This window comes from Nonomuraea sp. B19D2 (assembly GCF_040137845.1).
GTDB lineage: Bacteria > Actinomycetota > Actinomycetes > Streptosporangiales > Streptosporangiaceae > Nonomuraea.
Window position 1 is genome coordinate 243,873 of the sequence record NZ_JBEFAK010000004.1, and the last position, 13,119, is coordinate 256,991.

15 protein-coding genes and 1 pseudogene are annotated in these 13,119 nt (G+C 67.9%); 11 read left to right on the top strand and 5 right to left on the bottom strand.

The annotated features are described in order from the left end of the window. From ABN273_RS10475 to ABN273_RS10485, 3 genes are all read left to right on the top strand, one after another. Window positions 1-750 carry a succinate dehydrogenase cytochrome b subunit gene (locus ABN273_RS10475; RefSeq protein WP_349448485.1) on the top strand — a complete coding sequence of 250 codons (750 nt, stop codon included), beginning with the start codon at window positions 1-3 and terminating at the stop codon, window positions 748-750. Then, entirely contained in the window at window positions 747-2,675 is a 1,929-nt protein-coding gene (locus ABN273_RS10480) for a fumarate reductase/succinate dehydrogenase flavoprotein subunit (RefSeq protein ID WP_349448486.1), read from the top strand. Before ABN273_RS10475 ends, ABN273_RS10480 begins: the two co-directional genes overlap by 4 nt. An 85-nt stretch (window positions 2,676-2,760) precedes the next feature. Then, entirely contained in the window at window positions 2,761-3,501 is a 741-nt protein-coding gene (locus ABN273_RS10485; RefSeq protein ID WP_349448487.1) for a succinate dehydrogenase/fumarate reductase iron-sulfur subunit, read from the top strand. Window positions 3,502-3,844: 343 nt separating this feature from the next. On the opposite strand, the gene ABN273_RS10490 is transcribed toward ABN273_RS10485, so the two are convergent. Further along, on the bottom strand, window positions 3,845-4,021 hold the full coding sequence (locus tag ABN273_RS10490) for a hypothetical protein (RefSeq protein ID WP_349448488.1): 177 nt from the start codon (window positions 4,019-4,021) through the stop codon (window positions 3,845-3,847). A gap of 16 nt (window positions 4,022-4,037) precedes the next feature. Beyond that, window positions 4,038-4,235 (bottom strand): hypothetical protein, encoded by a 198-nt coding sequence (locus ABN273_RS10495; RefSeq protein ID WP_349448489.1) that lies wholly within the window; start codon window positions 4,233-4,235, stop codon window positions 4,038-4,040. Window positions 4,236-4,315: 80 nt separating this feature from the next. On the opposite strand from ABN273_RS10495, the gene ABN273_RS10500 reads away from it, so the two are divergent. Then, window positions 4,316-4,999: a carboxymuconolactone decarboxylase family protein gene (locus ABN273_RS10500; protein ID WP_349448490.1), complete on the top strand. Its 684-nt coding sequence runs from the start codon at window positions 4,316-4,318 to the stop codon at window positions 4,997-4,999. 284 nt (window positions 5,000-5,283) lie between these two features. Here the strand turns inward: ABN273_RS10500 and ABN273_RS10505 are convergent. Then, window positions 5,284-5,731 (bottom strand): annotated as a pseudogene (locus tag ABN273_RS10505) (NUDIX hydrolase). A 20-nt stretch (window positions 5,732-5,751) separates the two neighbouring features. After that, complete coding sequence (locus ABN273_RS10510) at window positions 5,752-6,327, bottom strand: TetR/AcrR family transcriptional regulator (RefSeq protein WP_349448491.1); 576 nt, start codon at window positions 6,325-6,327, stop codon at window positions 5,752-5,754. 40 nt (window positions 6,328-6,367) lie between these two features. On the opposite strand from ABN273_RS10510, the gene ABN273_RS10515 reads away from it, so the two are divergent. Continuing rightward, on the top strand, window positions 6,368-6,715 hold the full coding sequence (locus tag ABN273_RS10515; RefSeq protein ID WP_349448492.1) for a darcynin family protein: 348 nt from the start codon (window positions 6,368-6,370) through the stop codon (window positions 6,713-6,715). 139 nt (window positions 6,716-6,854) lie between these two features. Here the strand turns inward: ABN273_RS10515 and ABN273_RS10520 are convergent, their stop codons facing one another. Then, the gene (locus ABN273_RS10520; RefSeq protein WP_349448493.1) at window positions 6,855-7,598 is read right to left on the bottom strand and encodes a TetR/AcrR family transcriptional regulator; all 744 of its coding nucleotides are present in this window, start codon (window positions 7,596-7,598) and stop codon (window positions 6,855-6,857) included. An 86-nt stretch (window positions 7,599-7,684) separates the two neighbouring features. Here ABN273_RS10520 and ABN273_RS10525 point away from each other — a divergent pair, with 86 nt between their 5' ends. From ABN273_RS10525 to ABN273_RS10550, 6 genes are all read left to right on the top strand, one after another. Next, on the top strand, window positions 7,685-9,190 hold the full coding sequence (locus ABN273_RS10525; RefSeq protein WP_349448494.1) for an MDR family MFS transporter: 1,506 nt from the start codon (window positions 7,685-7,687) through the stop codon (window positions 9,188-9,190). A 23-nt stretch (window positions 9,191-9,213) separates the two neighbouring features. Then, the gene (locus tag ABN273_RS10530; protein WP_349448495.1) at window positions 9,214-9,516 is read left to right on the top strand and encodes a hypothetical protein; all 303 of its coding nucleotides are present in this window, start codon (window positions 9,214-9,216) and stop codon (window positions 9,514-9,516) included. Further along, window positions 9,513-10,100 (top strand): NADPH-dependent FMN reductase, encoded by a 588-nt coding sequence (locus ABN273_RS10535; protein WP_349448496.1) that lies wholly within the window; start codon window positions 9,513-9,515, stop codon window positions 10,098-10,100. The genes ABN273_RS10530 and ABN273_RS10535 overlap by 4 nt, the downstream gene beginning before the upstream one ends. A gap of 14 nt (window positions 10,101-10,114) precedes the next feature. After that, on the top strand, window positions 10,115-10,864 hold the full coding sequence (locus tag ABN273_RS10540) for an SDR family oxidoreductase (protein WP_349448497.1): 750 nt from the start codon (window positions 10,115-10,117) through the stop codon (window positions 10,862-10,864). A 290-nt stretch (window positions 10,865-11,154) separates the two neighbouring features. Further along, complete coding sequence (locus tag ABN273_RS10545; protein ID WP_349448498.1) at window positions 11,155-11,280, top strand: hypothetical protein; 126 nt, start codon at window positions 11,155-11,157, stop codon at window positions 11,278-11,280. A 103-nt stretch (window positions 11,281-11,383) separates the two neighbouring features. Next, complete coding sequence (locus ABN273_RS10550; protein WP_349448627.1) at window positions 11,384-12,892, top strand: AAA family ATPase; 1,509 nt, start codon at window positions 11,384-11,386, stop codon at window positions 12,890-12,892. Window positions 12,893-13,119: the final 227 nt, after the last annotated feature.

The window sequence follows — 13,119 nt, forward strand, 5'->3', positions numbered from 1 at the left end:
GTGACTGCCACGATAGAGCGCGGCGCAGCCACCGCGCCTGTTACATCTCCCAAGAACGCTCCAACGAGCAGGAGGCCCGGCGGGTTCCTGCGCTCGTCGAACGGCAAGAAAGTCGTCATGGCCGTCACGGGGGCCGTGATGGTGTCGTTCCTCGTCCTCCACATGCTGGGCAACCTCAAGATCTTCCTCGGCAAGGACTCGTTCAACGAGTACGCGTACGCGCTGCGCACGCTCCTCGAGCCGATCGTGCCGTACCGGACGGTGCTGACCGTGCTCGAGATCGGGCTCGTCGCGTCGGTCGTCCTGCACATGTGGGCCGCCATCTCGCTGGCGCGGCGGGCCCGCCACGCCAGGCCGGTCAAGTACGTCGCCAAGAAGTCGCAGGCGAACGGCTACGCCACGCACATCATGCGGTTCGGCGGCCTCACGATCCTGTTCTTCGTCATCTGGCACCTGCTCGACCTGACCTTCGGCGTCGTGAACCCCAAGGGGTACGACTCCGCCCCCGCCGACCGGATGATCGCCGGCTTCGACCCGTCCCGGTGGTGGGTGACCCTGATCTACGTGGTGGCCGTCGTCATGGTCGGCATGCACCTGCGGCACGGCGTCTGGAGTGCCTTCCAGACCCTCGGCTGGGCCAACCACACGCGTGACAAGGCTCTTCGGCCGATCGCGGGGCTGCTGTCCATCGTGCTGGTCCTCGGCTTCCTGGCCCCGCCCCTCGCGATCACGTTCGGAGTTGTGAAGTGATTAGGTTTTCGGAAGGCCCGGAGATCCGGGACACCAAGGCTCCGGCCGGGCCCGTCGAGGAGCGGTGGGAGAAGCGGAAGTTCAGCGCGAAGCTGGTCAACCCCGCCAACAAGCGCAAGCTCAACGTGATCGTGGTCGGCACCGGGCTGGCGGGCGGCTCGGCCGCGGCGACGCTGGGCGAGCTGGGCTACAACGTCAAGTCGTTCTGCTACCAGGACTCGCCGCGCCGCGCGCACTCCATCGCCGCGCAGGGCGGGATCAACGCCGCGAAGAACTACCGCGGCGACGGTGACAGCATTTACCGCCTTTTCTATGACACGGTGAAGGGCGGCGACTTCCGCGCCCGCGAGTCGAACGTCTACCGCCTCGCCCAGGTATCGGTGAACATCATCGACCAGGCCGTGGCGCAGGGCGTGCCCTTCGCCCGCGAGTACGGAGGCCTGCTGGACACCCGCTCGTTCGGCGGCGCCCAGGTCTCCCGTACGTTCTACGCCCGCGGCCAGACGGGGCAGCAGCTGCTGCTGGGCGCGTACCAGGCGCTCGAGCGGCAGGTCGCGGCCGGGAACGTGACCATGTACACGCGGCACGAGATGCTCGACCTGATCGTCTCCGACGGGCGGGCGCGCGGCATCATCGTGCGCGACATGGTGACCGGTGAGATCGAGCGCCACGTCGCTGACGCCGTGGTGCTGGCCACGGGCGGCTACGGGAACGTGTTCTTCCTGTCCACGAACGCCAAGGGCTGCAACACGACGGCGATCTGGCGGGCGCACGAGCGCGGCGCGTACTTCGCCAACCCCTGCTACACGCAGATCCACCCGACCTGCATCCCCGTCTCCGGCGAGTACCAGTCGAAGCTGACGCTGATGTCGGAGTCGCTGCGCAACGACGGCCGCGTGTGGGTGCCGCTGCGCAAGAACGACGACCGTGCCCCCGGCGACATCCCGGACGAGGAGCGCGACTACTACCTGGAGCGGATCTACCCGGCCTTCGGCAACCTGGTCCCGCGTGACATCGCCTCCCGCGCCGCCAAGAACGTCTGCGACGAGGGCCGCGGCGTCGGCCCCGGCGGCCTGGGCGTGTACCTGGACTTCCGCGACGCCATCAACCGCCTCGGGCGCGACGCCGTGGAGAAGAAGTACGGCAACCTGTTCGAGATGTACGAGCGCATCACGAGCGAGAACCCGTACGAGGTGCCGATGCGCATCTACCCGGCCGTCCACTACACGATGGGCGGGCTGTGGGTGGACTACGACCTGCAGTCGACGATCCCGGGGCTCTTCGTCATCGGTGAGGCCAACTTCTCCGACCACGGCGCCAACCGCCTCGGCGCGTCAGCGCTGATGCAGGGCCTGGCCGACGGATATTTCGTGCTTCCGACCACCATCGGCGACTACCTGGCGTCCGGGCCGTTCGGCGACGTGGACGAGGAGTCCGTGGCGGCGGCCGAGATCAAGGTCCGCTCGAAGATCGACCGGCTGCTGTCCGTGAACGGCGAGCGTACCCCTGACTCCTTCCACCGCGAGCTGGGCAAGCTCATGTGGGACTACTGCGGCATGGAGCGTACGGAGGAGTCGCTGCGCAAGGCTCTGGAGCGCATCCCCGAGCTGCGCGAGGAGTTCTGGCGCGACGTCAAGGTGACCGGGACCGCCGAGGAGCTCAACCAGGTGCTGGAGCGGGCCGGACGCGTCGCCGACTTCTTCGACCTGGCCGAGCTCATGTGCCTGGACGCCCTGGTCCGCACGGAGTCCTGCGGCGGCCACTTCCGCGCCGAGTCCCAGGACGCCGACGGCGAGGCGCTGCGCGACGACGAGAACTTCGCGCACGTGTCGGCCTGGGAGTTCTCCCCTTCCGGTGAGCCGGTGCTGCACAAGGAACCGCTCGAGTACGAGTACGTCAAGATGACCCAGCGGAGCTACAAGTGAGCGGGCGGAGCGAGCGAACCATCAGACACAGCAACCTGTTCATGCCCGGGTTCGGGCGACTGAGCGAAGCGAAGGAGCCCCGGGCATGAACCTGACCCTTAAGGTCTGGCGTCAGAGCGGGCCTGCCGACTCCGGCCGGATGGTGACGTACCGGGTGGAGGACATCTCCCCGGACATGTCCTTCCTGGAGATGCTGGACGTCCTGAACGAGCGCCTCATCCTGGAGGGCGACGACCCGATCGCCTTCGACCACGACTGCCGCGAGGGCATCTGCGGCATGTGCGGCATGGTCATCAACGGCGTGGCGCACGGCGAGCAGCGCGCCACGACGACGTGCCAGCTGCACATGCGCCACTTCGAGGACGGCGCCGAGGTCACCATCGAGCCGTGGCGTGCGGCCCCCTTCCCGGTCGTCAAGGACCTGGTCGTGGACCGCAGCGCCTTCGACCGGATCATCCAGGCGGGCGGCTTCGTCTCGGTCCCGGCCGGCTCGGCCCCGGACGCCCACAGCGTCCCCGTACGCAAGGAGGACGCGGACGCGGCCTTCGACGCGGCCACGTGCATCGGCTGCGGCGCCTGCGTGGCGGCCTGCCCCAACGGCTCGGCCTCCCTCTTCACCGCCGCCAAGATCACCCACCTGAGCCTCCTGCCCCAGGGCCAGCCGGAACGCCTCTCGCGCGCCAAGGCCATGGTGGACCAGATGGACGCGGAGGGGTTCGGCGGCTGCACGAACACGGGCGAGTGCACGGCGGTGTGCCCGAAGGGCATCCCGCTGGACACGATCGCCCGCATGAACTCCGACTACCTCAAGGCCAACGCCAAGTAGTAGGCGGACCGGCTCCTCCCGCCCGTTGCCCCATCTGGGTGGTGAGCCGTCTGATGCCCGCCCCGAGCAAAAGGGCTTCGCAAAGAGGCGCTTCGCGCTCGGGGCTCAGGCGTCGCTCCCAGTCGAGTCGGAGCCTCGACCCCTGTAGGGCTTCGCTTCGCGAAGACGCTCTCCCCAACGCGCAGGCTCCGCCTGCGCGTCCTGCTTGGCCGTTTCAGCGTTGAAACCCGTCCAGATTTGATGTCGGCTCAGGCAGTCCAGTTACCCCACCACGCGGAACCGCAGATCCGCCGTGAATGCAACATCACGGCTATGGCACCACCTTGTGCAGCGCGCTCTCAGATCACTGGCAGCGACGTTGCCGGGCCTCTTCCAGATCCGCTGCAAGGCCGAAGTGGTCGCTGGTCCAGACGCCGTTCACCGACTGGTTGAAGATCTGCCAGCAGTCCACCAGGCGTAGCGTCGGGCCGTTTCCGTGACAGCGGACGAAGAGGTAGTCGATGCGTCTACCCGTCTCCAATGGCCAGTTTCCGTTCTTATTGCGGGCCGCTCCAGAAGCGGATGCTGCCCGCCTCTGGCGGCGCGTCGAAGTCTCCGGCCACCACCACGTGCAGATTCCGATCAGCGAGCACCTCCTCGATCAGCTTCGCTGCCTGAAGGGCCTGCAGTTCACGCTCATGCTCGTGGCCAAGGCGAAAGGAGGGCTTGTGGTTGATGAACAGTAACGGTCTCATGCCATGGCTCCGTGTTGTAGGTGAACGACTGTTGCGTTACGCTCGTAGCGCTACAGTCGTTTTCATAAGGAGAATTTCCCATGGAGAACCAGGTGAAGGCATTGGATCCGGTGTTCGCTGAGATGAGCGCCGCCACCGACCGCCTGCTCTGGGAAGAGATCCCGGAGCTGACCACGCGCGAGAAGGTCCTGCTGTGCCTCACCGCCGACGTCTGTCAGCAGACCCTCGGCCTGCCCTTCCAACAGCACGTGGCGAGGGCGGTCGACTGCGGCTTGTCGGCCGACGACCTGCGCGAACTGCTCCGCTTCGTCGCTTACGACAGCGGCTACCCCGCCGCCCTGGCGGCGCTCACCCGCCTGATCGAGCTGGAGCGGGAGCACGCCGTGCCCGCCCCCACCGGCCAGGGCCACGAGGTGAACGCCAACGGCTCGGGCAGCCCGCTCCCCGAGCCGATGCGGCAGGCTGTGGCCGCCCTCGACGCGCCGTTCGGCATCTACATGGACCTGCAGTCACGGATGCGCGCCGACATGCGGCTGCTGTCGGTCCGTGAGCGCGCGTTCATCACGATGACCGTTGACGTGCTCTTCCAGACCTTGCAGGAGAGCTTCCGCGCCCACCTGACGCGCGCCCTGGGCGCCGGCGCCACACCGGAGGAGGCTCGTGCCGTCGTACGGTTCTCCGCGCAGTTCGGCATGACCAAGGCATGGCGCGCCATGCACGTGCTCGACGCCCTGCTCACCGAACTCAGCGCTGCCCGGGTCTGACACGGGGGACGCGCTCGCGGGCCCGGCCAGGAGAAACGCTGTGCGTCTGGCGGCGGAGCAAGTAGCTCCGCCGCCGTCCGCCTGCTCAACCCCAGTATTGACCTGGATGCCGAATACGCCGCACGCGCGGCTGCCGGTTGCGGCGACCGCATCGAAGAGGAAGACCTCTGCCCCGACGTCCGACCGGCGCGAATCGACAATGCGTTGGCATGGTCTTGGTCTGTGCCGACGTGAGTCGCTGCGGGATGCACCGTGTCATGGCTTCAGTCGGCCTTCGGCACCGTTCAGCTGACTGCGCTGAGGAGGTGGAGCAGTGCGTTCATGCTGGTGCCGCTGACGATGTCGCGATTGTCGATCAGGCGGCGGACGTCGCCGAGCGGTACCCGTTCGATGCGCTCGGCTTCCCATGCTTCGGTGGGCGGCCCGATGTACTCGGCGCTGTCGGCGCGGAAGATGTGGTGCTCGGAGTCGGAGATGCCATTGGTGGGGTTCCTCGCCGTCATCGATCTTGCCGATCGGGATCTCCCAGCCCCAGGTGTCGGTGATGAAGCGGTGCCGCCAGATCAGCAGCACGCGGTTCTGCTCATCGATGACCACTGCGCCGGCTCCCGGCGCGGTGCGGATGAGCCGGTGATCGAGATGTCTTCCGTCCGGAAGCTCCACATCGGCCACGCGTACATCGAGCCAGCGGCCGGCGTACAGCGGTTCTTCCGAGTGGACCTGCCGGCGCATGCGGCTGCTCCCTGGGTGGATTAGTCACTGTCCGCGGTCGCGGTGCGGATGAGCAGGTGGGCGGCGTCGTCCGTGCGTTGCCGGTCGCCGGTGACGTAGCGGTCCAGGGCGAGCCCGCGCAGGCCGCTGACCAGCATCGTCGCCCTCGCTTGGGCGTCTCGCCGGTCGCGGCCCGCCGTATGCAGGCTGTGCGCGAGCGGGGTGACCCACTGGTTGACGGCGTCGGCCGCGTGCCGGCCGTAGAGGTGGGGCTGGGTGACGGCGAGCGCCATCACTTCAAGAAGCAGGCGGGTGCGCGGCTCCTGCTCGCCACCGGTCGTGAGGTCGCGCCACAGAGCGGTGGCGATCTCGGCGGGCGAGTGACCGGCTTGCTGCCGTTCGGCGAGCAGGGCGGGGATGTCGGGTCGTGCCGTGGCGAGCGCCTGGACGACGAGCTCCTCTTTGCTGCCGAAGTAGTGGATGAGCATGCGGGAGCTCGTACCCAGCGCGGTCGCGAGCGGGCGTAGGGAGAGCGTGGCCACCCCGTGCTCGGCGGCGTAGCGCATCGTGGCGTCGAGCAGGTCGGCGCGGCGGGCGCTGTCGATCGGTCGAGCCATGCTTTTACTGTACCAGTCGCTACATGTATAGTCCGGAATCATGAGTGAAGCGAGTGCTACAGAAATGCGCTGGGTGATCGTCGTGCAGCTGACTGCCCTGCCGGCCTGGCTCGCCCTCGACCGCGGGCAGCGCCGCGCCGTCGTGGCCTCACTCGAGCCGGTGCTGAGTGCCCATCGGGACGTGCAGGTGAGGTGGATCGACACGGAGTCGTTCACTGCCGACTGCAGTGACCTGTTGATCGCCGAGACCTCCGAACTGCGGACATGGAACCACCTTTTCGAGGCACTGCGCGACAGCGTCCTGTTCGCGACGCCCTATTTCCGGCTGGAGAGGATCTTGACCGGCATCGAGGACGGTTACCGTGACTACGAGAGCACTGCCGCCTAGAGAGTGATCACGCATGTAGGGTCGGGCGCGTCTGCGTTCAGGGGCACCAGTGACGGCTGTCGGCGGAGGAAGCGTTCGAAGGTCGGTCCGTTCGTGCACATCCCCCTGCTCCTGCGCGGGAGCGGAACTGCCTTCCTGGTCAGCCGGAGCGGGGCGATGTGATGAGCGCGGCGATGGCGTCGAGGATGCGGTCGAGCCCGTGCTGGAAGCGCTCGTCGGGGGTGAGATGGGCGGTGCGTGAGTCGAGAACTGACCGGCTGAACAGCGGGAAGGCGCCGGATTCGACGACCTGGCGCACGTACGGCCCGATGTAGTCGCGCTTCCAGCGCTCGGGGTCCAGGCCGGTGCGGCGGGCCTCTTCCAGCCAGCCGATCTCGCGGCGGACCGCGCTGTTGACGTAGTCGTTGAGCATGCCGACGAAGCCGGTGACGTCGTCGATGTCGAGTCCGATCCCGTCGAACGCGCCGAGCGCGAACTCATGCGCGCGCAGCAGACTGGGGCCCAGGGTCGGCCGGCTGGTGAGCAGCGCGATCAGCCAGGGATGACGTAGGCCCGCGGCGCGGATCTGCCGGGCCAGGAGCGTCAGGTCGCCTCGCCAGTCACCGGAGGGGCTGCCGGGAAGCTCGAGCTCGCCCATCGCCAGGTCGATCATGAGGTCGAACAGGTCGTCGCGCCGGGGCACGTAGCGGTAGAGCGACATGGCGCCGGTGCCCAGCTCGCAGGCGATCCGCCGCATGGTCGCGGCCTCCACCCCCTCGGCGTCGGCGATCTGGACGGCCGTCCGGGTGACCTGCGCGCGGCTGTAGCCGGGGCGCCGTCCCGGCCCTGAGCGTTCTTGCCGCTCTGGCCGCATCCAGATGCTGGTCGGTTCCTCGTCGGCCACCTGTGCCCCTCTCCCTATTTGCGTACATGGTACCTGAATGGCTATGGTCCCATTTCGAGTACGCAGTACGCGAATGGAGGGGACGCGTGGATCGATCGCTTCGCACGGGCGTGATCGGGGTGCTGCTCGGCATGATCACAGCCCCGCTGGACGGCATGATGCTCGGGCCCGCACTGCCCGCGATCGTGCGGGATCTCGGCGGCCTGGAGTACTTCTCCTGGGTGGCCACGGCCTACCTGATCTGCATGGCCGCCGCGACCCCGATCTGGGGGAAACTCGGCGACCTGTACGGCCGCAAGCCGGTCTACACGGCCTCGATCGTGGTCTTCCTGCTGGGATCGGGCCTGTCGGGGGTGGCGCAGGACATGATCCAGCTCGTCGGCTTCCGGATGGTGCAGGGGCTGGGCGCGGGAGGCCTGATGACCGGGGCTCTGGCGCTGATCGGCGAACTGGTGCCGCCCCGGCACAGCGGCAGGCTCATGGGGCTGTTCGGGACGATGATGCCGATCGCCTTCATCGCCGGGCCGTTGCTCGGCGGCCTGTTCGCCGAGCAACTGGGCTGGCGGTGGGCGTTCTTCGTCAATCTCCCCATTGGGGCGGTCGCCCTGCTGCTCATCGGCGCCGCCGTACGGCTGGAGCCGCGCCGGATCAGAGCGCGGATCGACTACCTGGGGGCGTTGCTGCTGACGGCGGCGCTGGTGGCGCTGAGTCTGGTCGCCAGCTGGGGCGGCACCCGGTATGCCTGGGGTTCGACTCCGATTCTCGGGCTGTTGCTGATCGGGTCGGCGGCGCTGGTCGCCTTGGTGTTCGCAGAGCGGCGTGCGGCCGAACCGATCGTCCCGCTGCGGTTGTTCGCCGACCGCAATTTCACCCTCGCCCAGGTCATCCGCTTCCTGGGTGGTGTCGGCATGGTGGTCGCGGCCACCTTCCTGCCGCAGTACATGCAGCTGGTGCAGGGCGTCTCACCGGTCGCCAGCGGCATGCTGATCCTGCCCTCCATGCTGGGCATGGTCGCCGTGCTGATCGGCACCGGCCGGCTCATCAGCAGCACCGGCCGCTACCGGATCTACCCGATCCTCGGCGGCGCCACCGTGACCGTCGGCATGCTCGTGCTGCTCATGCTGCGGCCCGGTACCAACCTGGCACTCGCCTCCGGTCTCACGCTGATCGGCGGCCTGGGCGTGGGCCTGCTGATGCAGTCCACCACGATCATCACCATCAACAGTGCCGAGCCGCGCGACATGGGGGCGGCCAGCGGTTCGGTCACCCTCTGGCACACCATGGGTGCCTCGCTGGGCGTGGCCGCCCTCGGCGCCCTGTACACCGCCCGGCTGCAGGACACCCTCATCGACCGCCTCGGCGCAGCCGACGGCACCCGGATCGCCTCCGGCCAGCTGACCCCCGGCGCGCTCGCCCACCTTCCGGCCGCCACCCGGGAGGCGGTTCACCTCGCCGTCTCCAGCGGCATCCACGCCATGGCCCTCGGCGCGGCCGCGCTGGGCGTCCTCGCCTTCGCGCTGGCCTGGTTCGTCCGCGAGGTCCCCCTGCGTGACCGGACCCCGTCGGCCGAACCCGCCACCGCGGCCGCGTGAGGCAGGGACTCATGCCGCATAGCGTGAAAGCCCAGCTCGTGGTGGATGTCATCTGCGTGCACTCCTACCTCGGCTACACCCGCTTCGCCCGCGCCGCCGACCGGATCAGGGCCGAGGGCATTGAGGTGGCGGTGGAGTTCCTGCCCTTCGAACTCGCTCCGGGCGCCTCCACCGAGGGACAGCCGCTGCTCGCCGTCCTGGAACAGACCTCCGGCGTGCCGGTCTTCCTCATCGAGGACCTGCCCCCGCTCACCGGATCCCAGAGCGAGACCACACTGCTGGCGGCCCTGCGACAGGCCGCCGCCATGAAGGGAGAACACCCGTGACCGATGACCCGCTGCGGCTGGCCGTCATCGTCGGCAGCGTCCGTGACGGGCGCCTCGGCCCGACCGTGGCCACCTGGTTCGCCGGCCAGGCCACAGCGCGCCCTGACCTCGACGTCGACGTGATCGATCTGGCCGACGTGCCGATCGGGGCCGCGGCCCCGTCGATGTCCGTGCCGGAGCCGGTGCTGAAAGCCCTGGGGGCACTGACTCCGCGGCTGGCGGCCGCCGACGCGTTCGTGGTGGTGACTCCCGAGTACAACCACAGCTACCCGGCCGCGCTGAAGAACGCCATCGACTGGCACAACCAGCAGTTCCATGCCAAGCCGGTGGCGTTCGTCTCCTACGGCGGCATCTCCGGGGGCCTGCGCGCGGTGGAGCACCTGCGTGCCGTCTTCGCCGAGCTGCACGCCGTCACCACCCGGGACACCGTCAGCTTCTACGGCGCCTGGGAGTGCTTCGACAACGACGGGCAGCCGAAGGACTCCGTCGGACCGGCCACGGCCGCCAAGACCCTTCTCGACCAAGTGACGTGGTGGGCGCGGATCCTGCGCGACGCCAAAGCGACCACCCCCTACACCGCATGACGAAAGGCGTGATCATGATGACATTGACCGGAAAGACGGCGTTGGTGACCGGCGCCAGCCGGGGCATCGGCCGCGCGATCGCCACCCGGCTGGCCCGCGAAGGCGCCCGCGTCGCCGTGCACTACGGCAGCAACCACGCCGCCGCCAAGGACACCGTCGCCACCATCGAAGCGGCCGGCGGACAGGCCTTCGCCATCCAGGCCGAGCTGGGCGCGCCGGGCGACGCCGAAGCCCTGTGGGCCGGCTTCGACGCCCACGCCGACGGGCTGGACATCCTGGTCAACAACGCGGGCATCCTCGGAGGCCAGGCCGAGATCGACGGCGTCACCCGGCAAGGCTTCGAGCACCTGTTCGCGGTCAACACCACCGCCCCGTTCTTCATCACCCAGCAAGCCCTGCCACGGCTGCGCGACAGCGGCCGGATCATCACCGTGGGCACCATGCTGACCCGAGGAGCGGCCATGCCCAGGGCGATCGACTACGCCATGTCCAAGGCCGCACTCGACGTCCTCACCGCCGCGCTGGCCAAGCAGCTCGGGCCACGCGGCATCACGGTCAACATCGTGGCCCCCGGCGTCATCGACACCGACATGCACGAAGGACGCCTGGTCGGCGAGGCGTTGACCTGGCTGTCGTCGCAGACCGCCCTTGGGCGGCTGGGCACCCCGGAGGACGTGGCCGACACCGTCGCCTTCCTGGCCTCCGACGACAGCCGCTACATCACCGGACACCGCCTCGACGTCTCAGGCGGGACAACCATGTAGCGCACGCTGGTGAAATCACGGCAACCCGGAGTACATCGCTGAGACGTACGACATCCAAAAGGGGTGGATCAGCGAGCAGAAGGTAGCCGGGTCAAACCGCAGCGATGGATCCCACGAGCATCGGGCGGCCGAGCATGTCCGGCGTGAACGGCACCCCGGTGACCTTCGCTGCCAGCGCGAAGGCCCTTGGCACGGCGGTGTTGTAATGGTGGCGGGCCGCACCGACAATCTGAGATCGGCCACCACCCCAAGTGGTCGATTGGCAGGGCCCTGCTCCGCTTCGGACACGCGTGGCCTTGGTCGTGGGTGAGACCAGGCCCGACCCACTGTCGGCGGCGGCCCGCCAGGCCGACCACCTCCACCGCGAGCCCGAGGAGGTGATCGCCCGTGCCCACCGCGCGGGAGTGCCGCGGTGAAGTGGCGTATCGGCGGGCTGGAGAGCCGCAAGCGATGTCACTTCCACCGTGGCTGGTGTTTCCTAATTAGTATGACTTGGAGCATACTAATTAGGTGACGCTCATGCCGAAGCCCTCGAGAGTCCTGTCCCGTGATGCCGAGTGGGCCACGCTGGCCCAGTTCGTACAGCACCCAGACCCTCACCTCCGACTCGGCGTCGTTTCCGGGCGGCGCCGGATCGGAAAGAGTTTCCTGCTCCGTGCGCTCGCGGAGGCCGCCGACGGGCTTTATGTCTCGGCTGTAGCGGAGGAGAGCGTTGTCGCGGCGCGGCGGCGGTTGGCTGCAGAGATCGCGCGCTATGCAGGTATCGGTCCCGAGTTGATAGCCGATGCGAGTTGGGAGTCGCTCCTCCAGACAGCGATCGAGCTGACGGCTCGTCGCCGCAGAGGAGGGACGCCGGGTGTGTTCATCATCGATGAGTTGCCGTACTGGATGGCACACTCCCCGGAACTGCCTGGTCTTCTACAACTGCTCTACGACCAGTCCCAGGCTGGTCAGGGCGTGACGGGCGGACGAGTGATTGTCTGCGGGTCGGCCATGTCCGTGATGAACGAACTGCTCTCCGGTACGAAGGCGCTGCGCGGGCGGGCGGCGATCGATCTCCGGCTCCATCCATTCGATCTGGCCACCACGGCACGGCACTGGGGAATCGAAGACCCGGCAGCGGCCTTGCGAGTGCACGCGATTCTCGGCGGTGCTCCCGGCTATCGCAATCTGTCCAATGTGAGCCCTCCGCAGACCTCCGAGGAAGTGGATGCCTGGGTTCCCACGACCGTGCTGGACCCGCGACAGGCGCTCTTCTCTGGAAGTGCAGCGGAGTATCTGCTGCGGGAGGATCCCAAATTCACCGGCAGCGCGTTGCACTACGCAATCATCAATGCGGTCGCTAATGGGGCCACCAGTCCGGCGAAGATCGGCGGATTGCTGGAGCAGCCGCGCTCGTCCATGGCTCGGCCGATCGACGCGCTGGTGGCCGCGGGATATCTGCGGTACGAGAGTGACCCGCTATGGGAAAGGCGTCCGGTCATCACGGTTGCCGATCCCATCATCCGATTCCACAACCTGATCACTGTGCCGCAGCGCGATCTCGTCGAGACCGGACAGTCGGCGGAGGCATGGCAGCGCTCTCGGCCTACGTTTGTCGTTCGCATTCTGGGACCGCATTTCGAGAGTTGCGCCCGAGCATGGCTCCGGGGACAGGCTGACCCGGCCCTGCGGGGAAATGCTGCTCTGGTGACGGGAACCGTCGTCAACGACAGGAAGGGGCAGGCCAAGCATGAGATCGACGTCATTGCGCTGGACAAGCGGTCAGGGAGGGCGACTATCAGCCTCATCGGCGAGGCGAAGGCGACGGTCACCCAACGGAGCATGGGGGATCTCGACCGGCTGGACCGGCTCAAAGAAGTGCTGACAGAACATGGGCATGGCACCGCGTCGGCGGTCTTGGCTCTTTTCTCGATGGAGGGTTTCCAGCCGGATCTCGTCGGTACGGCACGTCGCAGGGGAGATGTTCTGCTGGTCGATCTGCCTGCCCTGCTCGACATCGGCGACCCTGTGGTCGTTCCGCGCTGACCGATCGGATCATCGCGATCGGTGCGGCCAAGGCCACCCTCACGCCCATGGACGTCTCCAGCTTCAGAGGCTGGAGCATCTGCGTGCGCTGCTTCCCGACGCCCGGATCGACAAGCAGCCCAAGCTGGTGCTGTTCGCACGCTCCGGATTCACCGACGATTTGGCGGAGGCGGCGCGAGGGCGCGGACGTAGAGCTTGTGGACCTGAACCGGATGTATTCCGGGGAG